General features: G+C 67.3%; 28 protein-coding genes and 1 tRNA gene. 10 read left to right on the top strand and 19 right to left on the bottom strand.

Translation table 11 applies throughout. The features are described from left to right. Positions 1-14: 14 nt before the first annotated feature. From ACAM49_RS10270 to ACAM49_RS10250, 5 genes are all read right to left on the bottom strand, one after another. The gene (locus ACAM49_RS10270) at positions 15-1,373 is read right to left on the bottom strand and encodes an ATP-binding protein (RefSeq protein WP_369635226.1); all 1,359 of its coding nucleotides are present in this window, start codon (positions 1,371-1,373) and stop codon (positions 15-17) included. Then, positions 1,373-2,053: a response regulator transcription factor gene (locus ACAM49_RS10265; RefSeq protein WP_369635225.1), complete on the bottom strand. Its 681-nt coding sequence runs from the start codon at positions 2,051-2,053 to the stop codon at positions 1,373-1,375. Before ACAM49_RS10265 ends, ACAM49_RS10270 begins: the two co-directional genes overlap by 1 nt. Positions 2,054-2,099: 46 nt before the next feature. Then, complete coding sequence (locus ACAM49_RS10260; protein WP_369635224.1) at positions 2,100-3,599, bottom strand: alpha/beta fold hydrolase; 1,500 nt, start codon at positions 3,597-3,599, stop codon at positions 2,100-2,102. Between the two features lie 194 nt (positions 3,600-3,793). Next, positions 3,794-5,401: an MAC/perforin domain-containing protein gene (locus tag ACAM49_RS10255; protein WP_369635223.1), complete on the bottom strand. Its 1,608-nt coding sequence runs from the start codon at positions 5,399-5,401 to the stop codon at positions 3,794-3,796. A 156-nt stretch (positions 5,402-5,557) separates the two neighbouring features. Further along, positions 5,558-6,154 (bottom strand): TetR/AcrR family transcriptional regulator, encoded by a 597-nt coding sequence (locus ACAM49_RS10250; RefSeq protein ID WP_369635222.1) that lies wholly within the window; start codon positions 6,152-6,154, stop codon positions 5,558-5,560. A 105-nt stretch (positions 6,155-6,259) separates the two neighbouring features. On the opposite strand from ACAM49_RS10250, the gene ACAM49_RS10245 reads away from it, so the two are divergent. Next, complete coding sequence (locus ACAM49_RS10245; RefSeq protein ID WP_369635221.1) at positions 6,260-6,745, top strand: nitroreductase family deazaflavin-dependent oxidoreductase; 486 nt, start codon at positions 6,260-6,262, stop codon at positions 6,743-6,745. A gap of 24 nt (positions 6,746-6,769) precedes the next feature. Here the strand turns inward: ACAM49_RS10245 and ACAM49_RS10240 are convergent, their stop codons facing one another. Further along, a complete protein-coding gene (locus ACAM49_RS10240) occupies positions 6,770-7,489 on the bottom strand; it encodes a helix-turn-helix domain-containing protein (protein ID WP_369635220.1) in 720 nt (239 codons plus the stop codon). Between the two features lie 546 nt (positions 7,490-8,035). Here ACAM49_RS10240 and ACAM49_RS10235 point away from each other — a divergent pair. After that, positions 8,036-8,980, top strand: coding sequence for a cutinase family protein (locus tag ACAM49_RS10235; protein ID WP_369635219.1), 945 nt, complete (start codon positions 8,036-8,038; stop codon positions 8,978-8,980). Positions 8,981-8,983: 3 nt separating this feature from the next. Here ACAM49_RS10235 and ACAM49_RS10230 read toward each other — a convergent pair whose 3' ends face one another. After that, positions 8,984-9,850, bottom strand: a complete 867-nt coding sequence (locus tag ACAM49_RS10230; protein WP_369635218.1) for a MerR family transcriptional regulator — start codon at positions 9,848-9,850, stop codon at positions 8,984-8,986. 60 nt (positions 9,851-9,910) lie between these two features. Here ACAM49_RS10230 and ACAM49_RS10225 point away from each other — a divergent pair, with 60 nt between their 5' ends. The 4 genes from ACAM49_RS10225 to ACAM49_RS10210 all read left to right on the top strand — a co-directional run bounded on the left by ACAM49_RS10225 (position 9,911) and on the right by ACAM49_RS10210 (position 12,425). Next, complete coding sequence (locus tag ACAM49_RS10225; RefSeq protein ID WP_369635217.1) at positions 9,911-10,513, top strand: maleylpyruvate isomerase family mycothiol-dependent enzyme; 603 nt, start codon at positions 9,911-9,913, stop codon at positions 10,511-10,513. Between the two features lie 86 nt (positions 10,514-10,599). Next, positions 10,600-11,343, top strand: a complete 744-nt coding sequence (locus ACAM49_RS10220) for a hypothetical protein (RefSeq protein ID WP_369635216.1) — start codon at positions 10,600-10,602, stop codon at positions 11,341-11,343. 121 nt (positions 11,344-11,464) lie between these two features. Further along, positions 11,465-11,707, top strand: a complete 243-nt coding sequence (locus ACAM49_RS10215) for a hypothetical protein (protein ID WP_369635215.1) — start codon at positions 11,465-11,467, stop codon at positions 11,705-11,707. Between the two features lie 106 nt (positions 11,708-11,813). Beyond that, complete coding sequence (locus tag ACAM49_RS10210; RefSeq protein WP_369635214.1) at positions 11,814-12,425, top strand: hypothetical protein; 612 nt, start codon at positions 11,814-11,816, stop codon at positions 12,423-12,425. 77 nt (positions 12,426-12,502) lie between these two features. Here the strand turns inward: ACAM49_RS10210 and ACAM49_RS10205 are convergent, their stop codons facing one another. After that, complete coding sequence (locus tag ACAM49_RS10205; RefSeq protein WP_369635213.1) at positions 12,503-13,963, bottom strand: glyceraldehyde-3-phosphate dehydrogenase; 1,461 nt, start codon at positions 13,961-13,963, stop codon at positions 12,503-12,505. A gap of 114 nt (positions 13,964-14,077) precedes the next feature. Then, positions 14,078-14,689, bottom strand: a complete 612-nt coding sequence (locus tag ACAM49_RS10200; RefSeq protein ID WP_369635212.1) for a GNAT family N-acetyltransferase — start codon at positions 14,687-14,689, stop codon at positions 14,078-14,080. Between the two features lie 38 nt (positions 14,690-14,727). Between ACAM49_RS10200 and ACAM49_RS10195 the strand changes: the two genes are divergently transcribed. Continuing rightward, entirely contained in the window at positions 14,728-15,822 is a 1,095-nt protein-coding gene (locus ACAM49_RS10195; RefSeq protein WP_369635211.1) for a GAF domain-containing protein, read from the top strand. Positions 15,823-16,105: 283 nt separating this feature from the next. Here the strand turns inward: ACAM49_RS10195 and ACAM49_RS10190 are convergent, their stop codons facing one another. Further along, complete coding sequence (locus ACAM49_RS10190; RefSeq protein ID WP_369635210.1) at positions 16,106-16,357, bottom strand: hypothetical protein; 252 nt, start codon at positions 16,355-16,357, stop codon at positions 16,106-16,108. A 266-nt stretch (positions 16,358-16,623) separates the two neighbouring features. Here ACAM49_RS10190 and ACAM49_RS10185 point away from each other — a divergent pair, with 266 nt between their 5' ends. Further along, entirely contained in the window at positions 16,624-17,178 is a 555-nt protein-coding gene (locus tag ACAM49_RS10185) for a hypothetical protein (RefSeq protein ID WP_369635209.1), read from the top strand. Between the two features lie 115 nt (positions 17,179-17,293). Beyond that, positions 17,294-18,742, top strand: coding sequence for an amidase (locus tag ACAM49_RS10180; RefSeq protein WP_369635208.1), 1,449 nt, complete (start codon positions 17,294-17,296; stop codon positions 18,740-18,742). 1 nt (position 18,743) lies between these two features. Here ACAM49_RS10180 and ACAM49_RS10175 read toward each other — a convergent pair whose 3' ends face one another. Continuing rightward, positions 18,744-19,937, bottom strand: coding sequence for a lipid-transfer protein (locus ACAM49_RS10175; RefSeq protein WP_369635207.1), 1,194 nt, complete (start codon positions 19,935-19,937; stop codon positions 18,744-18,746). Further along, the gene (locus ACAM49_RS10170; RefSeq protein ID WP_369635250.1) at positions 19,930-20,352 is read right to left on the bottom strand and encodes a Zn-ribbon domain-containing OB-fold protein; all 423 of its coding nucleotides are present in this window, start codon (positions 20,350-20,352) and stop codon (positions 19,930-19,932) included. The genes ACAM49_RS10175 and ACAM49_RS10170 overlap by 8 nt, the downstream gene beginning before the upstream one ends. Positions 20,353-20,507: 155 nt before the next feature. Between ACAM49_RS10170 and ACAM49_RS10165 the strand changes: the two genes are divergently transcribed. Then, the gene (locus ACAM49_RS10165) at positions 20,508-21,110 is read left to right on the top strand and encodes a GTP-binding protein (protein WP_369635206.1); all 603 of its coding nucleotides are present in this window, start codon (positions 20,508-20,510) and stop codon (positions 21,108-21,110) included. Positions 21,111-21,312: 202 nt separating this feature from the next. Here ACAM49_RS10165 and ACAM49_RS10160 read toward each other — a convergent pair whose 3' ends face one another. The 7 genes from ACAM49_RS10160 to ACAM49_RS10130 form a co-directional block, all read right to left on the bottom strand. Then, positions 21,313-21,567, bottom strand: coding sequence for a hypothetical protein (locus ACAM49_RS10160; RefSeq protein ID WP_369635205.1), 255 nt, complete (start codon positions 21,565-21,567; stop codon positions 21,313-21,315). 10 nt (positions 21,568-21,577) lie between these two features. Beyond that, on the bottom strand, positions 21,578-21,910 hold the full coding sequence (locus tag ACAM49_RS10155; RefSeq protein ID WP_369635204.1) for a DUF6247 family protein: 333 nt from the start codon (positions 21,908-21,910) through the stop codon (positions 21,578-21,580). A 57-nt stretch (positions 21,911-21,967) separates the two neighbouring features. After that, on the bottom strand, positions 21,968-22,264 hold the full coding sequence (locus ACAM49_RS10150; RefSeq protein WP_369635203.1) for a GNAT family N-acetyltransferase: 297 nt from the start codon (positions 22,262-22,264) through the stop codon (positions 21,968-21,970). Positions 22,265-22,659: 395 nt separating this feature from the next. Next, positions 22,660-22,731 (bottom strand) — tRNA-Val (locus ACAM49_RS10145). Positions 22,732-22,760: 29 nt separating this feature from the next. Further along, complete coding sequence (locus tag ACAM49_RS10140) at positions 22,761-23,225, bottom strand: peroxiredoxin (protein ID WP_369635202.1); 465 nt, start codon at positions 23,223-23,225, stop codon at positions 22,761-22,763. 138 nt (positions 23,226-23,363) lie between these two features. Further along, on the bottom strand, positions 23,364-23,786 hold the full coding sequence (locus tag ACAM49_RS10135) for a DUF3052 domain-containing protein (protein WP_040804132.1): 423 nt from the start codon (positions 23,784-23,786) through the stop codon (positions 23,364-23,366). Positions 23,787-23,923: 137 nt separating this feature from the next. Then, the gene (locus ACAM49_RS10130; RefSeq protein WP_369635201.1) at positions 23,924-24,481 is read right to left on the bottom strand and encodes a hypothetical protein; all 558 of its coding nucleotides are present in this window, start codon (positions 24,479-24,481) and stop codon (positions 23,924-23,926) included. Positions 24,482-24,519: the final 38 nt, after the last annotated feature.

The following is a 24,519-nucleotide window of genomic DNA, read 5'->3' as shown; positions in this document are numbered from 1 at the left end:
AAAAGTAGACCGATCTACATATTCCTGTCAATCCGAGGGTGGACGGCCGACGGCAATCGGAAGCCGACCTCGGCCCCGCCGCCGGGGCGCGCGGCCGCGAAGACCGATCCCGCGTGCGCGGTGACGATGTCGTGCACGATGGCCAGGCCCAGGCCCGAGCCCGGGGTGGAGCGGGTGCGGTCGGCGCGGTAGAAGCGGTCGAAGACGGAGCCCTGGTCGGCGGGGTCGATGCCGGGGCCGTGGTCGAGTACCGCCAATTCGGTTCCACGGATCCGGATTTCGACGGCGGTGTCGGCGGGGCTGAACTTGAGAGCGTTGTCGAGGAGGTTGTCGATGCAGCGGGACAGGGCTCGTGGGCGGGCGATGACGGCGACCGGATCCTCGGCGGAGATGGTGATGGTGCGGCCGGTGCGGCGACGGAAGCGTTCGGCACTGGCCTCGGCGAGTTCGGGGAGCTCGAGTTCCGCGGGCTGCTCGTCGGCGTGCTGGTCGGTTGCCAATTCGACGAGTTCGCCGACGAGAGCGTCGAGCGCCTTGGCCTCCTGCACCAGGGTGGTGAGCACCTGGGATTCATCCGCCGGTTCGAGTCGTCCCTTCGCGCGGTGCAGCAGTTCGGCGCTGCCGCGTACCGAGGTGAGCGGGGTGCGTAGCTCGTGTCCGGCGTCCTGGACCAGTCGATGCTGTTGTGCCCGCGACAGTCTCAGGGCCGCGAGCATGGCGTTGAAGTCGCGGGTCAGGTCGCCGACCTCGTCGCGGCCCGCCTCGGGGAGGACGGTGGAGAGGTCACGGGTGGTCGTGATCCGTTGTGTCGCATGGGCCAGCCGCCGCATGGGGCGCAGGATCCGGCCGATCGCCAGCCAGGCGGCCAGTGCGACCAACAGCACCGCGGCAGCCGTGATCGAGGCTGTGCGCCAGAGGAATTCACGGTCGACGCGCTCGACCTCGGCGTAGTTCTGGCCGACCATGACCGCGCCGCCGCCCGGCCGCGCCTTGGTCAGCACCCCGTAGGACACCGCGCCGACCGTCACCTCCGTCTCGGCGGAGCCGGTCCCGCCGCGCGCAACGGCAAGATCGGAGTCATTGACCGGCAAGGGATCTCGTCCCGGAGTCAGCGGCAGCACGGTGCCGTCCGGGAGCAGCAGCTGTTCGGTCATATCGACCCGCACCGGCAACTTCGACGCCGCCAAGGCCGTCCCACCCGACCCCGGCGAGCCCTCACCCAGCAAGGCGAGAACCGTATCGGCCCGATCCACCAACCCGCGATCCACCTGAGCCGCGACCAGCGGTGAAACGCTGCGGTACGCCGTCACCAGTGCGACCACGATCGCCACCACCGTCGCGCCGAACACCACCAGCGTGAGCCGGGTACGCATCACAGCGCCTTCACGGTGTAGCCGACATTGCGGACGGTCTGGATCAGCCGCGACCCGCCGCCCTCCTCGGTCTTGCGCCGCAGATACCCGATGTACACGTCCAGCGACCGCGACTCGGTCTCGAAGTCGAAGCCCCAGATGTGCTCGTAGATCTGGCTTCTGGTGAGCACCACCGGCGCGTTGCGCAGCAGCAGCTCCAGCACGTCGAACTCGGTGCGGGTCAGCTCCAGCTCCCGATCCCCGCGCCGTACCTCCCGCGTCGCCGGGTTCAGCGTCAGGTCGGCGACCGTCAGCACCGCGGGCTCGTCGGGCGCGCTGCGGCGCAGCAGTGCCCGCAGCCGGGCGAGCAGTTCCTCGGTGTCGAACGGCTTGGCCAGATAGTCGTCGGCCCCGGCGTCGAGCCCGGCCACCCGATCGCCGACCTGCCCGCGCGCGGTGAGCACCAGGATCGGCAATCGGTCGCCGCGCCGCCGCAGCGTCCGGCACAGCGACAGCCCGTCCAGCCGCGGCATCACCACATCCACCACCGCCAGGTCCGGGCGGTCGGTCTCGAGCAGATCGAGCGCCTCCCGCCCGTCACCGGCCAGGCTGACCAGGTATCCCTCGAACCGCAGCAACTGTTCCAGGGTGCTGCGCACATTCGGATCGTCCTCGACCACGAGCACTTTCGCTGATGTCACGGGGCCAGTCTGGTCGGTGGCGGGCATATTCACAGCAATCCACCCGTCAGTTCGTGACCGGCGCCACGGCGATCGGCGGCACCGACGCGACGCACTCCGCGCCCTGCACGGTGCCGGTGCGCACGAACCCCGCGATCAGGCCGACCACGCACCCGCTCGGCTCGAGGTCCGGCACGTGCCCGGTGTTCGGCACCGAGATGAACGTCGACCGGGGGAATTTCGCCGCCGCCAGCTTGCCGTTGGCGTCGGGGGTGATGGCGTCCAGATCACCGGAGAGCACCAGCACCGGGACATCGGGCATGGGAGTGCGAACATCGGCGGGCCGCTGGTGGCCCGGGATACCGGGCCAGCGCAGGCAGGCGTCGCCGCCGTCGCGCTGACCGCCCGCGAAGCCCTCGGCGCTGAACGCCCCGAACTGTCCGGCCGCCCGGGTCAACGCGGCCCGGTATTGCTGCTCACGCTCCGGGACACTGGCCTCCCGCGACCAGAGCGGCTGATAGTCGTTGCAGGCCACCGTGATGTAGAGCCCGATGTTCTCGTACCCGGGTTCGATCGTGGTCAGCTTCACGAACTCGATCAGCCCGCTGTCGTCGCCCCGCACGGCCGAATGCAATGCGGCGGGCAGCATGCCGAGCGGGGTCATCGCGGTCGGATCCGCGCCCACATTGCTGGTGGCAGCCTCGAACACCAGGCTCGCCAGCTTGGCCTCGTCCAGCACCACGCGCCCCTTGGCCTGCACGGTGATCGGCCGCTCCCGCAATCGCGCGGCCACGGTCCTCAGATCCTCCACCGCGCGGTTGCCGTCGCACACCCCGCTGCGCTCGCAGATGCGTTGCAGGGCAAGCGAAACCGCTTCGGCATTGGGCCGCTGCAACGGATCGTGGTCGTGCGGGTACGCGCCCGACAGAATCATGGCACTCACATGCTCGGGATGCCGCTGCGCGTAGATGGGCAGCAGATAGGTGCCATACGAGATGCCGTAGGGAATCACCTTGTCGATCCCCAATCGCGCACGTACCGCGTCGAAGTCGTCGACGGTAGCCGCCGAGGTGTATCCGGCAGCCTTGTCCCCCAACCGATCCGCGCACCGGCCCACGGCCTCCCGCTGTTGCTCGCGGGTGCCCAGCTGGAATTCGTCCTCTCCCACACCGCAATCGAGCGCATCCGACACCCCGGTGCCGCGCGGATCGATGAGCAGCACATCGTGGTCGCTCAGCATTTCGGCCGAGAGCTTCACCGCCTCGGCGGCATGCGCGATCATCGGTACCCCGGGCCCACCCGGATTGGGCAGGATCGCGCCCTTTGCGGCGCCGTTGCCACTATGCCTGATCAGCGCGTACCCCACATTCACGGTGCCGAGTCCGGGATTGCCTTCGACCAATGGCCGTTCCACGGTGCCGCAATCCACCGCGTAACCCTCCACCGTCGGACACCACGACGGCGCCGCACTCGAATTCTTCTCTCCCGCATCGCATCCCGTGACCAGTCCGGCCGCAATGGCCGCGACCGCCGCGAAACTCGCCCATGACCGTATTCCGGCGCGCATCCCGTCGCTCCCTCACCCGTTCCCGCCCGGCGCTTCCGAGCGGCTCACAGGCATCCTGCGCACCGAGAATCAAACGTTGTTCAAACGAATGACAAAGGCGTGTAAGAATCCGCCGCACACCGAATCCCGCACGCACGCCGATGCACCGGCCGCCGCGAATGCGGCCGGTGCACGGGATTGGATCTACTTACCGGCTAGTGGCGCTTCTCCGGCTTGTGCTTGTGCTCCTCCTTTTCCGGCGGCAGCAGCGAACCGTAGACATGCGTTCCGGCCCGCTTCTGCGCGGTGCGCCCGTAGGTCAGCCCCAGCGCCGACGGGTTCATATTGAACAAATACGGCTCCCGCATCCAGTCACTCGGCGAGTACACCGCCTGTAGCATTTCGATGGCGTGCCCGGGCGCGAGCCCCTGCTTGCCCACCACCACGTAGCAGGCCGATCCGGCCTGATCGGTATAGCCGCGGAACTTCTTCCACTGGTCCATGTTCGCGCCGATGCTCAATAGCCAGCGCTGGAATTCCGGTGACGGATAGTTCTGCAGATCGACCCCGAAACCGCTGACCGCGGCGATGTACCCGCGCTGGGTGACGGCGTCGATATCGGCCATCATCGCCTTGTAGATGTCGGGATTCGGCTTCAGCGTGTGCCCGACATAGGTCTGGTAGTAGGTGTGGACCATGAACGGCACGTAGTTGTCGTCGTACAGCGCCAGCTGGTATCCGCCCACCGGCGCGGCCACCCCGGGCTTGACCACATGCGGGGGCGGCGGCTCCACCGCCGGATGCGAGATCGCCACATTGCCATTGGTGATGATGCCGAAATTGGTCGACACATTGCCGGGCCCGGGGGCGGTGCCGGGCGTGTACGCGGTGTCGGCCATGACCAGGATCGCGCCATTGACGTAGGCCTCCAGCGCATTCCCCACCGCCTTGGCCTGGTTGCCGGAGAACAGCACGCTCAGCGGACGCAGGATGAACCGCATGACGCCCGGATAGGACATGATCGAATCGGTCCACTGGCTGAACATCACGTTGTGGTTGTCGCCGTAGGACGGATTCAGGTGATCCATCGCGAACTTCGGATCACCGCCGGCCGTCATCACCCGCACCACGCGGCTGTTCGACCAGTTCTTCCCGAGCGTCTCCCACTGCGTATGGGATTCGGCCTTGCTCGAGGTGAACACGGCCTTGTACTCGAGTTCGATGTTGGCGCTGATCTGCTGCTGGTTGCTGGAGTAGCTGGTCTGCACCGCCTCGTAGTAGTCGAGGCTGCCGCCCACCACGACGTGGGTGACCACATGGGTTCCCCACTTACGGAACACCGCGAAGAATTGTTCTTGATTCTCCGGCGTAAAGGTACTCGGCAGATTCTTCACATCGGGATCGTCGCGGAACTCCGGAGTCAGCCAGGACTGCGAGGCATTTTCGACGGCGAGTTCCCATGCGGTGTACTCGGCTTCGAATCCACCGTAATAGTATGACTGGTCGGTATTTACAGTCTTCTGGTACGCCAGATCGAACTGTCCGCTGAAGCCGCCGTACGAGGCCTTGACACCGGCCTTCTGCGAGAAATGCGATTGGAACTGCTCAACCGTGTTGTATACGTAGGATGTTCCCGTGGTGTGGGTCCACTCGATCGGCCGGGCGTTCTCCGGCACTTCATAGGTGGTCCCGGTGGGTTTGAATTCCCAGGTCTTGCTAGCCGGACCAAGATTGACTATCTGCCACGTGAGCGACTTCGCGTCATAGGTGCCCAGAATATTGAATCCGCGCCCGATAGCGGAGGCGCCGGGTATCAACGACATGGTGTGATCCTTCCGTTGTCGTCCCCACGGCAATGGTAGGGTTTACCCGGTCGAAACACGGTGAACTCCAAAGGAATTAAAAAACATACCATTGGTCGCACAATTGCAATCCCCTCGTACGCCGAGAAAGGCGCGCGGGGCTTCAGCCTGCGTAAATCACCTCGAACCCAGGGCGGGCGCAACCCATCTCGAGAGATAGCTGCGAATCTCGTTGCCGCGCCGCGGCGGTCGCCCCGGATCGATGACGAACGATTGCACGATCCGCAACATGTGTTCCACGAGTTCGTCGAGATCATTATCGGAGAATCCGGCCGCCGCCCAATCCACCGAGTAGCGCTCCAGCAGCGACCGCCCGAAAGACCGTGCGGTATCGGAAGTTACGCCCGCCGAGAACGCGCTGGCCCGGCCCGGGCGCAACAACAACCCGAGATACTTCTCCTCCGGCAGCCGCTCGAGCGTGTAGGCGATGCCCTCCACCACCGCGGTCGCCGGATCGCTGATATCCCCGACCCGCTCGGCCAGCACATCCAGGAAGTGTTCGGTCTGCGCGATCGCGGTCGCCGTCAGAAGCGCTTCGGCACTGGGGAAATAGCGGTACACCGTCTGCCGGGTGACGCCGAGATCGCGGGCCACCTCGGCAATGCTGAACTCCTCGCCCGAACGGTCGATGGCCCGCCGCGCCGCGGCCACGATGCGTTCGACGGCCTCCGCGTCGTCGGCGGGTGCCGCCCCGGACCATCCATGCGTGCGCACCGGATCGCTGTCCTTTCGCTCACGATCAGTCGTGCCGAGGTTACCGCCGAGGCTTGACCATACACATGGCAGTGACTGTATGGTCGAGACGGCGAAAGGAAACCCATGACGACCATCCCGCCCCGGCCCGCCCAACTCGACTCCCCCGTCCTGCCCAAGATCTTCAAACACGTTGGTAAGGCACAGGTCTGGCTCTACCGCCGCACCGGCGGCCGGATCGGCGGCAAGTGGCGCATCGGGGCGGGCTTCCGCAAGCCGGTGCCGACGCTGCTGCTCGAGCACCGCGGCCGCAAGAGCGGGACCGTCTACACCGTGCCGCTGCTGTACATCACCGACGGCCCCGACACCGTGGTGGTCGCTTCGCAGGGCGGGCTGCCCAAGCATCCGCAGTGGTATCGCAATCTGGTCGCGCACCCGGACACCCACGTTCAGGTGGGGCCGCGGCGGTTCGCGGTGCATGCCGTCACGGCCGATGCCGAGCAGCGCGCGCGGTTGTGGCCGCTACTGGTGCAGGCCTACGCCGACTTCGAGACCTACCAGGCCTGGGCCGAGCGCGAGATCCCGGTCGTGATCCTGCGCCCCGCGGCCTGAGTTCCAGATCGGCAGAGCCCCAGCTCAGACCGGTATGCCCACTGTGCCCACGATGTGGCCCGCGTAGGGCGTGTTCTCCAGCAGCCCGACCTGTACCCGGAACCGCCGCAGCGCGCCCGTGTTCCGATCCCGCAACCGCAATGTCCGGACCGGCGGCGCGAATCCCACGCCGCCCTCGTTCCAGAAGGCGCGAAACTCGGGGAATTCGGCGAGCTCGCGCATTATCTCGGCATATCCGCTCAGATCGGCCGCCGCGCCGACGGTGCCGCGCAGCCAGCCGATCGATTGCCGGACCTCGGATTCCCAATCGGCCAATACCTTTCGGGCGATCGGGTCCGCGAACATCCAGCGAAAGAGATTCCCGTTCTCGCGCAGCCCCGAAAAGGCGGCGGCCCACTCCTCGTTCCCGGCCAGCACATTTCCCCGGGTGTCGTACAGCGCGGCCAGCTTCGGGGAATGCAGGTCCAGGGCGCGCAGGGCGTCCTCGCTCAACGAGTTCTTCAACTCCTCGACCGTCGGATATTCCGTGGTCCCGAGCCCGGCCAGATCGTGGAGATAGCGGAGTTCGCTGGCCGACACCGGATTCCAGCGTTCCAGACAGCGCACCAGCGCCTCCACCACGGACCGGGTCGGTTTCGCCTTACCGCCCTGTTCCAGCTGTGCGACATAGCTGGCGCTCACCCCGGCGCCGAAGGCCAGCCGCTCCCGGGAGGCCCCGCGTTCCTCGCGTAGCTTCCGCAGCACGTCACCGAAGGTGGGAAGCGGTATCCGCGACCGGCTTCCGGTGTTGTTCATTCGGCCCGTCACAGCAGCCGACTCCCTTCCCGACACCCCGCCGATTCGCGGACTCATCGTCCGGAATTTCCCGTGCGGGGCGACTCCCGAGCCGCAATGCTTCCACAGATGCCGGTCCGAGTCACCCGGCCGACAACTGATAGCGAATTCGAATCCGCAAACGGTCGGCACAACGCGATGAGCGGCGCACCGCGACAGCCATTCGACATAAGTGCGTCCGGTCTCGGAATTCACCGGATTACGCGGCGCTCGAAGTTCCTTCGCTCCCTCGCGAATCCGGTTTGTCCGGCTCTCGGCGTTTCTCTGTCAAGTCGCCGCCGGACCAACCAGTTCCTTTGGTATGTTCGCCTCGACGTGCCGCCCTCCGATCAGGCAAACCCGCCGTTATGCACCGATGACAGCACCGAGGACGCGCACGGGAACCAACCCCCGCGTTATGGGGAGAAGTCGACCGAACGATCCGAACAAGGGGTGCGAACCTTGTCCTTTCGAACAGTGCGATCCTTCAAAACAACAGCGCGATCCCGCAAAGTAGCGGGCGGCGCGCTCGCGGCGGTGCTGGCGGCCGCGGCCGGAATCCTCACGGCCACCGGCGCACCCGGCGCCCAGGCGGCCCCCGCCGATTGCCCCGGCCTCAATGTCATCGCGGTGCCCGGCACCTGGGAGACCTCCAAGGACGCCCCGAAGCAGGGCATGCTCGCCCAGGTCACCCGCGGACTGCCCGGCACCGTCCGCACCGACTACGTCAGCTATCCGGCCACCGCCTTCCCCTGGGACGGCGAGGTCTACGGCCACTCCAAGCGCGAGGCGGTGAACGCGGCCCGCGCCATGATCGCCGGCACCGCCGCCCGCTGCGCCGCAACACGTTTCGCCCTCATCGGCTACAGCCAGGGCGCCGACGCAGCGGGTGATCTCGCCTCCGAGATCGGCACCGGGCTCGGCGTCATCCCGCCCGACCGGGTGGCCGCGGTGGGCCTGGTGTCCGATCCGCGCCGCTCCCCCACCGACGCCATCGTCGGTCCCCACGTTCCCGGCACCGGCGCGGGCGGCGCGCGGGCGGGCGGCTTCGGCTGGCTCAGCCCGAAGGTCCGCACCTTCTGCGCCGCGGGCGACCTGTACTGCTCGGTCCCCACCGACGATCTGGCCGGGCGCTCGGCGGGTCTGCTCACCCAGCTCACCGCCGAGGATCCGCTGCAGATCCCGAGCTACCTGCTGACCCTGCAGTCCATCCTCGCCGAGGCGCTGATGCCCGGCTGGTCGGCAATCATGTCCGCCCCCTCCGACAACCCCACCCACGAACAGTGGCTGCGCCAGGTCCAGCAGTTCCTGGCGTCGGGCGTGCACCAGTCCTACCCGCGCTACGTGGTCGACGGCAATGGCACCACGGCCACCGCCTGGCTGCGCAACTGGCTGTCGGACACCGCCAACGAAAACCCCTGACGCCTAAGCCGATCGGGTCAGCGCCTCGTACAACCAATAGTGGGCGGCACCGGTCGTCACGGTGCCGGTGATCTCCGCGGTCAAGTTCCAGTAGCGCTGGACGCGCTCATCGGAATCGGTCGCGCCGGACAGCAGCCGCCGGCGCAGACCGGCCGTATCGCGCACCCCGCGCGCCCGCGCGTGCGCCGCGACGAACCGGTCCAGTTCGGCTCCCGGTCGCGGTGGTTCATGTGCCGCGAGCAGCCCGCCGACGGCTTCGCACGCCTCGGCGACGCCGGTGAGCAGCGCCCGCGGATGCCGGACCCCGGCCGGGTCCGACCGCCACAGCAGCCGGGACATGACGGCGGACAGTCCCGGCTCGCTGAGCATCCCGACCAGTTCGCCATAGGCGAGCAGCCGACGCGGATCCGGCTCCGCGGTCGGCGCGGGCGCGTTCATCTCGAGGAACGCGTCGAACAGCTCGGCGGGCAACGGTTCCAGAATCCGCGACCAGAACGCCGTCACCTCCCGGTGCGCGCGCCCCGGATCGGTGACCGCCCGCAGCACTTCACACCGGCGGGTCAGCTCACCCAGCTCGGCCTCCACCGCCCGCCGCTCGGCCGCCGCCGCCTCGGCCACACTGCGTGTCCCGCCCAGCACCTCCGCGATCGCGCCGAGCCCCAAACCCAGCCCGCGCAGCCTGCGCACCAATGCGAGCCGGTCCGCCGCGGCCACGGGATCGAACGCCCGATGCCCGCCCGAACTCCGTTCCGACTCCAGAACCCCTTCATCGCAATAGAACCGGATCGTCCGCACCGGCACGCCCGTGCGCCGCGACAACTCGCCGATACCGATCCACCCGCGAGGGCGTATGCCATGGGTCACATTCACTAGAACCTCCACCCGGCTGGAATTCCTACGGTACTGGGACCACCAACCCGGGAGACCCTCATGACCACCACCGAATCGATGACCCCCGAGCGCATCTGGCACGCCGTCGCCACCGAACGCACCACCCTGCACGCCCTGCTGACCACCCTGTCCGAGGCCCAGTGGAACCACGAATCACTGTGCGACAGTTGGCGAATCCGCGACGTAGTCGCCCACATCATCCTCTCCGCCGACCCGACCTTCTCCGCCCTACTACTCGGCCTGATCCGCGCCCGCGGCAACCTCCACGCCATGATCCGCGACACCGCAATCCGCCACGCACGCCAATCCACCACCCCAGACCTCCTGTCCCAACTCCACGCCACCATCAACCACCGCACGACCCCACCCGGCACCACCCCGGCCGACCGCCTCATGGACCTCCTGGTCCACGGCCAGGACATCGCGATCCCCCTCGGCCTCTCCCGCGAAATCCCCACCGCCGCAGCCCGAGTCGCCCTCGACCGCATCCGTCACGCCCGCACCTTCGGCATTCGCAAAACCCTGGCCACCCATCGCCTCATCGCCACCGACACCAACTGGTCCGCAGGCACCGGCCAACCGCTAGAGGCCCCCATCGCCACCCTCCTCCTGTTCGCCACCGGCCGCGAACAAGCCCGATAAGCAATGAGTTTTCCGTTGGTTGGCCGTTAGTCGGGGCTCGCATTCTCGGTGCACACGATCAGCACCACACGAAGGAATGCACACCGATGATCGCCACTCACGTCCGTACCGCCGCCCGCGCCGCGCTCGCAGCGGCCGTCGTCGGTACCGCAAGTCTCGGATTTCTGGGGAGCATGGGGGTCGCCAATGCGGGCGGCGACTATGGGCCCGATACCTGTCAGGAGGGGTATGTCTGGCGGGAAGCCAATGCGGCCGATCATGTCTGCGTGAAGCCCGCCACGCGTGATCAGGCTCGCGCCGATAACGCGGCTGCCGGGTCGCGGCGGGCCGGGGGCGGCGCTTACGGACCCAATACCTGCGTCAACGGGTTCGTCTGGCGCGAGGCCTATGACGGCGACGTGGTGTGCGTGACCACCGCGGTCCGGCAGCAGGCCAAGGACGACAATGCCGCAGCGGCGTCGCGTAAGGCGTCGCTGAACATCTGGCTGACCACCTACGTCTCCGGCAACAAGTGCACCGGCGATGTCTGCACGGTCGTCTCCGACTCGGGCAGCCAGTACAAGATCAACGGTGACCACTTCAACAACGGCACCATCACCCTGATCGTCAACAGCAACAACGGAACTCGGCTGGCCACCTACACCGTGACCGCGGGCGCCCACAACGGCTACGCCGGGGCCTCCTTCGGCTACGAGACCAATATGTGGGACCCCACCAGCGGCTTCGGCTCCTCCTGCAAGAAGGTCAACGACGCTTACATCCAGGCCTACGACCCCAACTCGCAGCGCTGGTCGGAGAAGCTGCCGTTCGTCCACAACTGCACCCGGTAATCACCGCCGTCACGGCCGCGCTTCGAGGGCGTTTGTCCCTGTAGCGCGGCCGTTGCGCGTTGTTAGCGTCGGATTCGTCAGTCATTCCGTGGCGCAGTTCGTGATCCGAGGAGAGTCGCAAATGTCCGAGACCACCAAGACGCTGAATCCGAATCAGCAGGTGGCGTTCGCGATGATCAATATCGTCACCTTCATGACCGGGTTGATCGTGCTGGCCGTGCTCGATCCGCGCGATCAGCGGTTCCTGCTGACCGCGCTCGCGGTCGCCGCGATCCTGGTGGTGGTGAACCTGACGAAGTGCCGCCTCAAGAGCACCCAGACCGACCACCTGCGCTACCCGGCGGGCAAGCTCGCCGACCAGTAGTCTCGAAATTTCCGGAACAAGTTCATTTCAAAACCGTCCGGTCACTCCCCGTCTCGGGGTAACTTCCTGCCCGTGTCCGTCCTCGGACCGGAAGGAAAGACAGACAGTGAGCATTGGGCAAATCGTGCTGCCGGCGGTCGGAGCGGTAGTGCTGGTCGCGGGACTCGTCCTGCGATCGCGATCGCAGGCCAAACCCGGCACCATCGTCGCCATCGCGGGCGTGCTGATCCTCGCGCTCGGGCTACTGGCCAGCATCAGCCGGACGAGCACCTCCGAGGCCACCCACCACGATCCCGAGCTGGCCGTCGGCAATTGCGTCACCGCCAAGGACTATCGCGCGGCCCAGATCGGCAAGATCCCGCCCGCCTCCTGCGCCGACCATGCCGCCGTCTACGAACTGGCCGCCTCGGTCACCAACGGCGCCACCTGTCCGGACGGAAAGCTCAAGGACGCCGCCTATTTCGTGCTGACCGACGGCAAGCATTCGCTCTGCTTCGCCCCCAATGTCCAGGTGGGCGACTGCTACAGCATGCAGGCCGACGTCAACCAGATCACCCCGGTCGACTGCGCCGCCAAGACCGACAACGGCGTCACGGTCCAGATCGGCGGCCGCTTCGACGGCACCACCGATACCAGCAAATGCGCGATGCCCGCGGGCGCGACGGTCACCCCGCAACCCGCCCGCGTGGTGTGCTGGCAGCCGGTCACCCCGAGCTAGCGCGGTGACAACCCTCAGCTAGCGCGAAGGGCCCGGGCAGCAACACTGCCCGGGCCCGATTCGCTTGTGCCGCTGGACTATCCGACCGCGACGAGCGCGTCCTCGCCCAGCTGCGGGTAGGTCGGGTATTCGATGCCCGAGATGTACTGCACGGTCCGCACCACCTGGCACGAGTAACCGAATTCGTTGTCGTACCACAGGTACAGGATCGCGGTGTCACCATCGACGATGGTGGCGTTGGCATCCACGATCGACGCCGCCCGCGAGCCGATGAAATCGCTGGACACCACATCGGTGGCGGCCGTGAAATCCAGATTGCGGCTCAGCGGACCCGACAGCGACACCCCGCGCAGGTACTCGAGCACCTCGTCCTTGGTGGTCTCGCGGCGCAGCTGCAAATTCAGGATCGCGACCGAGACATCCGGTGTGGGAACGCGAATCGAGCTGCCGGTGATCTTGGCGGCGAAGTCCGGCATGGCCTTCTTCACCGCGGACTGCGCGCCGGTCTCGGTGAGCACCAGGTTGAACGGCGCGGACCGGCCGCGGCGATCGGACTTGTGGTAGTTGTCCAGCAGGTTCTGGTCATTGGTGAACGAGTGCACCGTCTCCACGTGCCCACGCACGATGCCGAACTCGTCCTCCATGGCCTTGAGCGGCGGCACGATCGCATTGGTGGTGCAGGAGGCGCAGGAGTAGATCTGCTGGGTCAGATCCAGCTCGCGGTGGTTGACGCCGTGCACGATGTTCGGCACATCGCCCTTGCCCGGCGCGGTCAGCACGACCTTCGCGATGCCGGGGCGCAGGTGCTTCTCGAGGCCCTCACGGTCGCGCCACTTGCCGGTGTTGTCGATCAGGATGGCGTCGTTGACGCCGTACTCGGTGTAGTCGATCGCCGCCGGGGAGTCGCTGTAGATGAACTTGATCACGTTGCCGTTGGCGATGATCGTGGAGTTCTCGGCGTCGACCTTGATGGTGCCGTTGAACTTCCCGTGCACCGAATCGCGCCGCAGCAGCGAGGCACGCTTGACCAGGTCCTCCTCGCCGCCCTTGCGCACCACGACCGCGCGCAGGTTCAGGCCGTTGCCCGAGCCCACCTTCTCGATGAGCAGCCGGGCCACCAGGCGGCCGATGCGGCCGAAGCCGTAGAGCACGACATCGCGCGGTCCCTGCGGCTGTGCCTTGTTGCCGTCGATGATGTCGGCCAGCACGTCGGCGGTGAACTCCGGCACTGACAGTCCGCGCGTATCGGCGCGGTAGGCCATGACCAGGCGGCCCAGATCGATCTTGCTCGGGCCCAGGTCCAGGGCGCTGAGCACCTCGAGGAACGGGAAGGTCTCGTCGATCGAGAGCTCCTCGCCCTCGATCTGCCGCGCGAACCGGTGGGTCCGCAGGATGCTGATCACCGACTTGTTCACCAGCGAACGGCTGTGCAGCAGGATCGTCACCCCCTTGTCCCGGTACAGCTTCCCGATGATCGGGATCATCGCCTCCGCCGCGGCCTCGTGGGCGTTCCAGCGGTCAAGATGTTCGGTAGTCAACACACGTCCTCGGGGTTTCCTCGATCTCTACGTGGAACGATGCTATCCAGCGGCTCGGTATCACAATCTCCGGCTACCCGCATGTGAGATCCAGGTCGCGTCGAGGGTGGGGGCTCAGCCGAGCGCCGGGTTGCGCCACATGGCCCACATGGTGGGGTGCGCCCCAAGCGGCAGCTGGAATTCCCCGGTCACCTTGAAGCCGAATCGCTCGTAGTACGCGACGTTCTCCTGCTTCGTGCACACCAAATACTGACCCCGGTCGGGCGCGGTCTCGGCGCGGTCGGCGAGCAGCGCGGCCGCGTAGCCCTGACCGCGATGGGTCGGCGCGGTGCCGAGATTGGCGAGGTACCAGTGCTCCGGCTCGCGGGGGTGCCGCTCGTCGAGGGCCCGGCGGATCGCGATGGCCGCGGCGGTGCGCGTGCGCAGCGCGGGCAGCAGGTCGGACAGCGCGCGCAGGGTACGGGTGATCGGCTGATCCCAGGCGCCCGGCGGATCCCACACGGCGACAGCGCAAATGCGATCCTCGCGATCGGTGGCGAGCTGCACACCGCCGGCGGGCAGGTGGAAATGCCGCAGCGAGGCCGCGAAATAGCCTGGCAGCGCGGCCTTTCGGCGCACCGGATCGGGCCAGATGGTGGACATGAGCGGATCGTCGGCGAAGGCCTGCGCGAGCACCGTGGCACAGGAGTTCAGGTCGGCGGGGGTGGCGACGCGGGTAGTGTGCACGGCGATCATCTTTCCTCAGGGCGGCGAGCGGGGCACCGGTGACGAAGCAGGGTTGGACACTGGTCGAGACGCTCGGGCCCGACCGGCTCAGTGTCATCGCGCGCGACGGCGAACCGCGGGCGCGAACATCGTTCGAGCGCACCGTGACCGAGCTCGTCGGCGCGGGCAAGGCGCCAGGCGCCGATGCCGCGCGGTGGCTGCGGACGGTGATCGAGGAACTGCGCGTGCGGCCGGGCCCGCGCACCGCGTCGATGATGCTGCGTTCCGGCCGCGAAATCCACGCGCGCCTGCTGCCGGTGGTCGGCCCGGATGCCTCGCTGCACGGAATTCACCTGTGGCTGAGCACGATTGAATCGACCCCGTCGACTCCCCCATTGTCCGCGTTCGGATTCGAATGGGATGCCCAGCGCCGCATCGCCGACATCCCGCCCGCGCTGGCCGCCGGGACTCCGCGCACGCGACTCACGGCCCCCGAAGTCTTCCGGTTCCTCGAACCGGTCGATGCCCTGTCGCTGTTCGAAGCCCTGCTCTCGCAACGGCCGGACGCGGACTGGGACGGCGCGGTCACCATGGCCGCCAACGGCTCTCGACTCCCGGCCCAGCTGGTGATGACCTCCGGAGCCACCGCCGCGGACGCCCACCTATGGCGTGGCATCCTGTTCGAAACCCCTGCGGCGGAAGGGGTTCGCACCGACAGCTTGGAAGCCGCCGCCTTGGCCGCGATTCCGCGCATGACCTCGGTACACATGGCGATGCTCGATGTCGCGAAGATGCGGCTATTGCGCTGGATCACCGATCCGATGACCGACGTCCAGTGGAAGGGCCAGGTCGACCAGCGCGACACACCGCATCCCGAGGATGTCCGGCGCATCTTCGAAGCGGCGGAGGGCATCTTCACCGGGCGCACCGAGGTCGTCTCCGTCCCGGGAATTCGCCTGCGGCGCAAGGGCGGTGGCTGGGTGGTCGTGGCTTGCACCGGATCGCTCATGCGGACGCCCGCGGGTTCGCCGCAGCTGCTGCTCGCGCAGTTCCACGTCACCGGATACTCCGATGAGCCGGATCCGGTGCCGCCGTCGGACGCCGGTCATCCCGGGCTGGATGATCCGGAATATCCGCGCTATCCGTTGAAATGAATCCGGCCCGGCCCGCTGGTTGAAACCGGCCAGCCTCTTGGTGAAACCGTCCCGCACGGCCATCACCACGCTGCTAGGCTGTGGGCCATCTTCCCCGGTACCGGTCCTCGACCGGATGCCGGACGCACTCAGACCGTCGGCGCGGGAATGAGTTCCCGCCGCATGCGCATCCCCGGGTATCGCTGATCGTCGTTCCGCTCCGCCCCTGCCGCACGCGCGCCGGGCCTGGTGAGATGCGCGCACGACGAAGGGGGTTGTGCGCGCATCTCAGCGGGTCCGGCCGCTAGCGGGCGGAGAGGCTGCTGAGGATCTCGCCCAGTGCACCGCCCGCGTAACCGCTGCCGAAGGCACCGCCCATCACGAGCGCGGCACTGCCCACGTCCACCGACCCGGCGCCCACGGCATTGCCCAGGTCCGCGGCCGAGCCCGGCGAGATGTCCACGTCCTGCAGGGGAATCCCCTGCGCCGCAGCCGTTCCGCCGCCGGCGCCGAGCACGGCGAAGGCCGCGATACCCACGAATATGGTTCGTTTCATCAAGATGTCCTCTAATCGATCCGGCGAGGCGGGTGGAGTTTCGCCCACCCCGCGCGCCAGAGCATATGAAATATGAGCAAGTCAGATAGCGGTTTTGGACCGTTTGTTTCCCGAAATGCCGAGGTCGGGCGGTGCTCGAAGGTTGCCCGGCGACTGCTCATAGCCGCCCGGGCATCCTGCGAAGCCGGTCACAAACCTGTTGTGGCGCACGAGCCGCCGACGATGGGGTGGTGAATGCATGCTCGAGCTCGGAGAGGCGGACAGACATGGCAGGACGGCATCGCGCGGAGAACAAGCGCGGCAGGTTGCTGCGCGGACTTCCGGTGGCCGTGGTGGTCCCGGCCGCGGTCGGCATCGCGGGGACCGGAACGGCGACCGCGCAGCCCGCGACCGCCTCGATCGCGGTTCCCAGTGCAGAACTGACCGCGCAGCCCGCCGACTTCGCCCAGCCCTTCACGCAGTCCGCGGCACCGATCGCCTTCGCCCCGGCCGCGGCCACTGCCACCCCGGTCGTCGATCCCGTCGAACCCATTGCTCCGCAGCCCATCCCGGCCGCGGCTCCGGTCGCCACGGCCGCGCCCATCGCGAGCCCGATGGAGAACGGCACCTACATCGGCCAGACGGCGGGCCAGATCATCGGCGGTGTGTCCGGAGCCGTGCTGGTCGGCGGACTCGGCTCGGCCGTGGGCCCCGTCGGCACGATCGCCGGTGCCGTCGTCGGCGGTGTGGCGGGCACGTTCATCGGCTATTACGCCGGGTCGTTCATCGGCTCCTGGGTGGGCGCGCAAGCGCCCCAACTCATTCCGAACGTCCTGCCCTGAGTTCGGCGGCGTCGCCCGATCTCGGCGCGTTCACGGTCCTGGACGTGAGTGCGATACTGCCCATGAATCCCGCGCCCGGTGCGGCGCGCGGGATCGGAGCAGGACGGAATCGGGCATGAGCACCTCGAAACTGGCGGAGACGACCGGCGGGCAGAACCCTGAGCTGGCCTTCGAAGGCGTCGCCGGGATGGCGGAAAAGGTTGCGGAGCAGGCGATTTCCGCGCGAGAGTTGACCGCCTACTGCCTGGATCGCATCGATCGGTTGGATCCGGTGCTGGGCGCGTTCGTGGCGGTGCTGCGCGAGGAAGCGCTGGCCGAGGCGGCGGCGCTCGACGAGCGGCAGGCGCGGGGCGAGGAGCTGGGTCCGCTGCACGGCGTGCCGATCGCCATCAAGGACGAGAACCATGTCCGGGGCGTGGTGACCGGTTACGGGACAGGCGCTTTCGATCGGGTCGCCGAGTCCGACAGTGCCGTGGTCGCGCGGCTGCGGGCGGCCGGGGCGGTCATTATCGGCAAGACCGCCATGCCGGAGTTCGGGATCTACCCGTTCACCGAGTCGATCACCCACGGGCATACGCGGAATCCTTGGGATCCGGACAAATCCACCGCTGGATCGTCGGGCGGCACCGCGGCGGCGGTGGCATCGGGCATGGTGCCCGCCGGAATCGGCGGCGACGGCGGCGGTTCGATCCGGCTGCCCTCGGCGTGGTGCGGATTGTTCGGGCTCAAGCCCCAGCGTGGACGGGTGAGCACCGCGCCCAATGCCGACCTGTGGCGGGCGCTGGGCACGCTCGGGCCGCTGACCCGATCGGTGCGTGACAGCGCCCTCATCTACGACGTCATCTCCGGTGCGACACCGGGTGTGGATCGGTTCTCCGCCGAGCCGTGGCCGATCACCCTGTCCGAGGCCGCTGTTCGCGAACCCGGGCGACTACGCATCGCATTGTCGCTGGCCGCACCAGCTTTCACCACGTCGGTGGACGCGGCCACCGCGAGCGCCGTCCGCCGCATGGCCGATCTGCTCGCCGATCTCGGGCACGAGGTGATCGAACAGGATCCGCCCTATGTCGACCTCTCGGCGGCGTTCGCACCGCAGATGGCCGGGGGCGTCGCGGAGGAGGCGGCGCGCGCCGATCACCGCGAAAGATTGGACCGGCGTACGGCGATCGTGGCCGCACTCGGCCGACCGGCGGACAACCGGGTGATCGGCCCTGCGGCCGAGGCACTCGGCGCACGGCTGTCAGCGAAGATTCTCAGTATCTTCGACACCGTCGATGTCGTTCTGTGTCCGGCGGTGCCGAGCACGGCGTGGCCGCTGGGTCAGCTCGATGATGTCGGCTTCTTCAAAGCGTCGGCCCGCGGTCTGCGGGCCGCCGGCTACACCATCGTGTGGAATGTGTGCGGCAACCCGGCCGCGGCGGTGCCCGCCGGATTCGATATCACCGGAATGCCTTACAGCGTTCAGCTCGTGGGTCGGCCTCACGACGAGCCGGCCCTCGTCACCCTCGCGGCACAGATCGAAGCGGCACAGCCGTGGGCGCACGCGCGCCCACGGCTGTCGTGATTCAGCGCGTGACGATGGTGGCCGAACCGTGGCCGAACAGGCCCTGATTCACCGCGATGCCCGCGCGGGCGTTCTCCACCTGACGGCCGTCGGCCTGACCGCGCAGCTGCCAGGTGAGCTCGCAGATCTGGGCGATGGCCTGCGCCGGGATGGCCTCGCCGAAGCAGGCCAGGCCGCCGCTGGGGTTGACCGGGATGCGGCCGCCCAATGTGGTTGCGCCACTGCGCAACAGCTGCTCCGCGCCGCCGACCTCGCAGAGGCCGATGTCCTCGTACCAATCCAGTTCGAGGGCGGTGGACAGGTCGTAGACCTCCGCCATCGACAGGTCCTCGGGCCCGATTCCGGCTTCCTCGTACGCGGCGTGCGCGATGGCGGAGCGGAAGGTGTGTTCCGGGGCCGCTACTGCCACAGCGGAATCCGTGGCGAAGTCGGGCAGGTCGAGCACCGTCTTCGGGAAGGTCGGCGTGACCGTCGAGAGCGCGCTGATGCGGACCGGATCGGCGATGCCGTGGCGTCGCGCGTAATCCATCGAGGTCAGCACCAGGGCCGCGCCGCCGTCGCTGGTGGCGCAGATGTCCAGCAGCCGCAGCGGATCCGAGACGATGGCCGAGGCGGCGATCTCCTCGACCGAGACTTCCTTGCGGTAGCGGGCATTCGGGTTGTTCAGGCCGTGGCGGGCGTTCTTCACCTTGACCGCGGCGAAATCGTCGAGCGTGGCGCCGTGCAGGGCCATGCGGCGGCGGGCGTACAGCGCGAAATAGATGGGGTTGGTCGCGCCGAGCAGGTGGAAGCGCAGCCAGTCCGGGTCGTCGCGGCGTTCGCCGCCGACGGGCTGGAAGAAGCCCTTGGGCGTGGTGTCCGCGCCGATCACCAGGGCGACATCGGTGAGCCCGGCCAGGATCTGCGCGCGAGCGTTCGCGATGGCCTGCGCGCCCGAGGCGCACGCGGCGTAACTGCTCGAGATGCGCGCGCCCGACCAGCCCAACGCCTGGGCGAAGGTCGCACCGGAGACGAAGCCCGGGTAGCCGTTTCGAATGGTGTCCGCGCCGGCGATGTAGCCGACATCCTGGTGGCTGATCCCGGCGTCGGCCAGCGCGGCGCGGGCGGCGACCAGGCCGTATTCGACGAAGTTGCGTCCCCATTTGCCCCACGGGTGCATGCCCGCGCCGAGCACGGCGATATCGCGGTTAGTCATTGACCGGCCTCCACTTCCACACCGTGTGCTCCGCCTCGTCGTCCTCGTAGAGGGTGCCGACGGCCAGTTCCACCGGCATGCCGACGGCCAGATCGTCGACCGTGAAGCCCTTCACGACCTGCCCGAGGATCACCATCTGCTCGACCTCGAGCTCCACGGCCGCAATGACATACGGCTCGAACGGATCGGCCGAGACGTAGGGCGCGGGCGGCTTGTACCTGGCATCCGCGTACGACCAGATCCGGCCACGCGTGGAAAACAGGTATTCCTCCAGCTCGGAGCCGTCCTTGGGACCGGCACAGCGGGGATTGCGGCAGGCCAGCGTGTTCTTCGGGAAATACGGTGTGCCGCATTCCTTGCAGCGGCTGCCCTTCAGCCGCGCGACGCCGTCCTCCGCGGTGAACCAGTCGGCCACAGCGGGGCGTTGTTCTTTCTGCACAGCCCCGACGGTATAGGAACACGTTCTATTTTGGGAGCGAATTCCGCTCCCCGAATCCGCGCCCGCGAGTACGGTTGACCCGAGTCGAGGACCCACCCCCTCCTCGAGGCGACCTGGAGTACCGCAACCCGATGGGCACCAAAGCCATTGACCCGCAGTCGATCCGCAACGTCACCCTGATCGGCGACCCCACCGAGACGACCGGCCTGGTCGACCGCGTGCTCCGCTGCTACGGCAGCAACCGGTCCGGCGGTCAGACCACTGTCCACTGGCCAGCAGACGGGACCAACCACACGATCCGCCTCACCGAGCTGTCCTCCCGAGCCCCGATCGCGACATTGGAACGCTGTATCCGGGTGGCCGACAGCGTGATCACGATCGTGAACGCCGCCGCCACCCGCACCCCGCGACTGGAAACAACCCTGCGCGTGGCCGACGACCACCAGGTCGCCCGCCTCTGCCTGATCATCGGCCTCGATCAGCCCGCCGCCGACTTCGAGCGCTGCGTGCGCACCATCGCCGACATCCGAGGCGCGTCACCCGTGGTCCTCCACGACCCGGCCAACCTGCCGCACCAGCGAATCCGCTCCCTAACCCGAATCGGCGACATCGTCCCCGTCCTGTGCACCCCACCCCCCACCACCGACGACATCGCCCCATTGTTGGACGCCATCGCCCGCTATCTGCCGTCACCCCTTGACGTCTGCCAGCCGGAACACGCCCTCGACTACTGAGTCCCCCGGCAGTCCCTGACTCACCTACCGAGCAAACAGAATTTTTTGGACGACGCCGGGGAACTCAACTCGGCCCCCAGCTATAGATCCAGGAGCATTCCCCGCGTCGCGGCGACCACTGTAACGACCCCCTCCCAGAGCCGCCACCTAATTTCTCTGCCTCCCTATGAGGGGGCATTCCACGTACTGAACGTGTTCGCGATCAACCGAGCCATTGCACCATCAACAGGTGCACCTCACGTTGCTGTTCGAGCACGAGGTAGATGACCTGCCCGGCCTGGCCCGGCCCGAATGCCCAACGGCGCACGGCCCCTTCAGGATTGGCAATGTTCTGCGGAGAACCGGCCCAGGGTGAGATCTCGAGGACAGTGAGAACCTGGGCGTAATCCAGCAGTGCGTCGACCGGAAGCGCAGCCACCTGTTCGGCTGTCTCCGGGTCCGGAACGATCCGGTACAAGCGGCGAGTTTCAGCCAGCTTGCAAACGCTGCTGGATCAGGGCGCGCATGTCCTCGATCGAGACGGCAGTCGACCGACCACCTGCCGCTTCGATCTGCGCAGCCTTCTCCAGCAACCGCTGATACGAACCAGGGTCTCGGATCTCCATCGCAGCGGTGTGCTGCCACTTACTGAGCAGGTCATGGATCTCCCGCAGCGAATGTGACTGCTTCGCCCGATCCAGCACCTGCACCCACTCGGCGTCGAACTCCTCGCGCAACGCGGCAGGTAGTGCTGCCCGTAGCGCCTCAGGATCCGCCGCGGGAATCTGCGGAGGATGCGGAAGCGGCACGGGAGTAGCCATACGCCCACGATAACCGGCATCACCGACGAAGTCGCCGATGATCCGGTATATGGACGGTCAAGAGGCAGATGCCTGCGGGGTGTAGCGCATGAGCCAGTTGCGGGGCCAGCCTCCGGGCGGGTCGACCGCACCCGTCACTTCGAAGCCGAAGCGCTCGTAGTACGGGATGTTGTCGGGGTTCGAGGTTTCCAGGTGGGCCGGTAGGCCGTCGGCCTGGCAGCGGGCTAGGCCGGAGAGCATCAGGGCTTCGCCGTAGCCGTGGCCGCGGACTTCCGGGGCGGTGCCGAAGGCGAGTAGATGCCAATGCGGTTCCTGGACATGGGAATTCCAGATCTGACGGGTTCCGGTCGCCACCAGCCGACTGCGCGATCCGTGGGTCCGCCGCATTCTGAGCCACTCATCCAGCGTCATCGACGCCCGTGGCCTGATGTGGGGACTCGCGATCCACAGGGCGCTGCCCACAATCCGATGCGTGTCATCGACGGCGACATCGACTCCGTTGCTGACGCGGCATGACGCCAGGTAGGAACCCTCGAAGGAGATGCGGAGCCGCCTCGCTCGTGAGCGGGACGAGGGATGGAACCACTGCGCTTGAGGATCATCGCCGAATGCCCGCGCCAGCATTCGCGTCGCGTCCGGCATATCAAAGGGCTGGCCACTGCGCACAGTTCTGCGGCCGGAATCCTTACCCTCGACCACGAACCCGCCCTACCAATTCCCGCACCGCAGGCATGGCCTGTCTTTCCGAGTGGGCGCAGAGGGGATCGAACCCCCGACCGCTGGTGTGTAAAACCAGTGCTCTACCGCTGAGCTATACGCCCCGAGTTGCCCGGGTGTGCCGGGCGACGGGTTATGAATCTAGTGTGGCCAACGCTTTTTCCCAAGCTTGCTGGTCACGGGGCTCGCCGGGGCCGTTCATCTCGGAGAAGCGGATGATGCCGTCCTTGTCGATGACGAAGGTGCCGCGGTTGGGGTAGCCGGATTTTTCGTTGAAGACGCCGTAGGTTTGGGCTACCGCGCCGTGGGGCCAGAAGTCGGAGAGCAGGGGGAAGGTGTAGCCCTGTTCGGCGGCCCAGATCTTGTGGGTGGGCGGGGGGCCTACGGAGATGGCGAGGATTTCCGCGTTGTCGTTCTGGAACTTGGGGAGTTCGTCGCGGACCTTGCAGAGTTCGCCCTGGCAGATGCCGGTGAAGGCCAACGGGTAGAAGACGAGCAGGACGTTCTTCTCGCCGCGGAAGCTCGACAGGGTGACTTCCTGGTTGTTCTGGTCCTTCAATGTGAAGTCCGGTGCGACCGTACCGACCTCGAGCGGCATAGCTTCCCCTCCATCCTTGAACCTGGCGCGGCAGCACCGGGTCGGGCTACGAGCCGACCCGGCGCCGAGCGACCCGAACCGCGGACACGAGGTATCCACACGAGTCGTCTCGGCTGACTGAAACCCTAGTGGAGGGCCTCAGCGCTGCTTGGAGGGCGTCTTGGGCTGAGTGAGTTTGGTGCCTGTCCAGGAACCCAGGGAGACCGGGGTGGTCGAGGTGAGGCCCGCGGGGGTGGCCGATTCGGCGATCTCACTGGGGTCCACGTGGCCGGGCTGGCCGGTCTTGGGGGTGAGCACCCAGACCACACCGTCGTCGGCGAGGGGGGTGATGACATCCATCAGCTCGTCGACTAGATCGCCGTCCCCGTCCCGCCACCACAGCAGCACGACGTCGACGACCTCATCGGTGTCCTCGTCGAGCAACTCGGAACCGGTGGCCTCTTCGACGGAGGCTCGAAGCGCATCATCGGTGTCTTCGTCCCAGCCCAGTTCCTGAACCACCATGTCGTGTGAAATGCCAAGCTTCTGAGCGTAGTTCTGCGCGTCCGCCGCGGCGACCACGGTGGTGTCCTCCTCAACTCCAGACAATAGGTAGTTGCAAGCGAACATGGTAAAAGCCCCCAGCGCAAGCCGATCGGCCGAAATCGCACCCTAAATGTCGTATGTGAGACCCGTGAGGTTCGACGGACAAGCCGGTTTCACTTGGCCGGACACGCGTTGCGAACCGCCGTCAGAGCATCGTTGACCTTCTTGCTCGCGTCGTTCAGCGGCGCCACCGACGCCCCGGAGGACAGCTTGCGAATCTCCGCGGACAACGCGCGCGCCGCGGTCACGTATTCCGTGAACTTGCCCACGAGATCGGCCGGCAGCGCCGCGCCGGTGGCGGTCAGCTGCGTCTCGACGCCCTTGGCCGCGTCCTCGAGCGCGGTGGCGGCGGCGTCCCGCTTGGCCAGCTGGTCGGCCGCGCTGGCGTCGTGCGCGTCCACGAACTCGTTGTATCGATCGACCGCGTTCCCCGCCGATTTGCGGAACGGATCACAGTTGTCCGCAGTGGCTTTCGCGACCGCCGCCGCTGCCTTGGCCGAACTGGCCGCCGCCGCCGAGGAAGCCGCCTCGGCCTTATAGGTGGTCACCTCGGCCTGATTCACCGTCGGGGTACCCTCGACCGTGTTCGAGCATCCGGCTAGAACCAGTCCCACCGCCACGGCCGCGGAGGCACACACCAATCCGAACCCCCGCGGGTTCAGCAGCTTCACTTGGTTCCTCCCCGATCACAGCCCGGCGGTTCCCTGCG

The sequence above is a fragment of the Nocardia sp. JMUB6875 genome, from assembly GCF_041154655.1.
In the GTDB taxonomy this organism is placed as follows: domain Bacteria; phylum Actinomycetota; class Actinomycetes; order Mycobacteriales; family Mycobacteriaceae; genus Nocardia.
The sequence above is the reverse complement of the archived record's forward strand: the minus strand, read 5'-3'. Positions and strand labels throughout refer to the sequence as shown.

Bases quoted from the DNA above. Each gene is read 5' to 3' on its own strand.
- ACAM49_RS10270 (WP_369635226.1), bottom strand. From the start codon at position 1,373: ATGCGTACCCGGCTCACGCTGGTGGTGTTCGGCGCGACGGTGGTGGCG.
- ACAM49_RS10165 (WP_369635206.1), top strand. From the start codon at position 20,508: ATGGGCACCAAAGCCATTGACCCGCAGTCGATCCGCAACGTCACCCTG.
- ACAM49_RS10245 (WP_369635221.1), top strand. From the start codon at position 6,260: ATGACGACCATCCCGCCCCGGCCCGCCCAACTCGACTCCCCCGTCCTG.
- ACAM49_RS10215 (WP_369635215.1), top strand. From the start codon at position 11,465: ATGTCCGAGACCACCAAGACGCTGAATCCGAATCAGCAGGTGGCGTTC.
- ACAM49_RS10225 (WP_369635217.1), top strand. From the start codon at position 9,911: ATGACCACCACCGAATCGATGACCCCCGAGCGCATCTGGCACGCCGTC.
- ACAM49_RS10175 (WP_369635207.1), bottom strand. From the start codon at position 19,937: ATGACTAACCGCGATATCGCCGTGCTCGGCGCGGGCATGCACCCGTGG.
- ACAM49_RS10185 (WP_369635209.1), top strand. From the start codon at position 16,624: ATGGCAGGACGGCATCGCGCGGAGAACAAGCGCGGCAGGTTGCTGCGC.
- ACAM49_RS10255 (WP_369635223.1), bottom strand. From the start codon at position 5,401: ATGTCGTTGATACCCGGCGCCTCCGCTATCGGGCGCGGATTCAATATT.
- ACAM49_RS10260 (WP_369635224.1), bottom strand. From the start codon at position 3,599: ATGCGCGCCGGAATACGGTCATGGGCGAGTTTCGCGGCGGTCGCGGCC.
- ACAM49_RS10140 (WP_369635202.1), bottom strand. From the start codon at position 23,225: ATGCCGCTCGAGGTCGGTACGGTCGCACCGGACTTCACATTGAAGGAC.
- ACAM49_RS10155 (WP_369635204.1), bottom strand. From the start codon at position 21,910: ATGGCTACTCCCGTGCCGCTTCCGCATCCTCCGCAGATTCCCGCGGCG.
- ACAM49_RS10180 (WP_369635208.1), top strand. From the start codon at position 17,294: ATGAGCACCTCGAAACTGGCGGAGACGACCGGCGGGCAGAACCCTGAG.
- ACAM49_RS10220 (WP_369635216.1), top strand. From the start codon at position 10,600: ATGATCGCCACTCACGTCCGTACCGCCGCCCGCGCCGCGCTCGCAGCG.
- ACAM49_RS10190 (WP_369635210.1), bottom strand. From the start codon at position 16,357: ATGAAACGAACCATATTCGTGGGTATCGCGGCCTTCGCCGTGCTCGGC.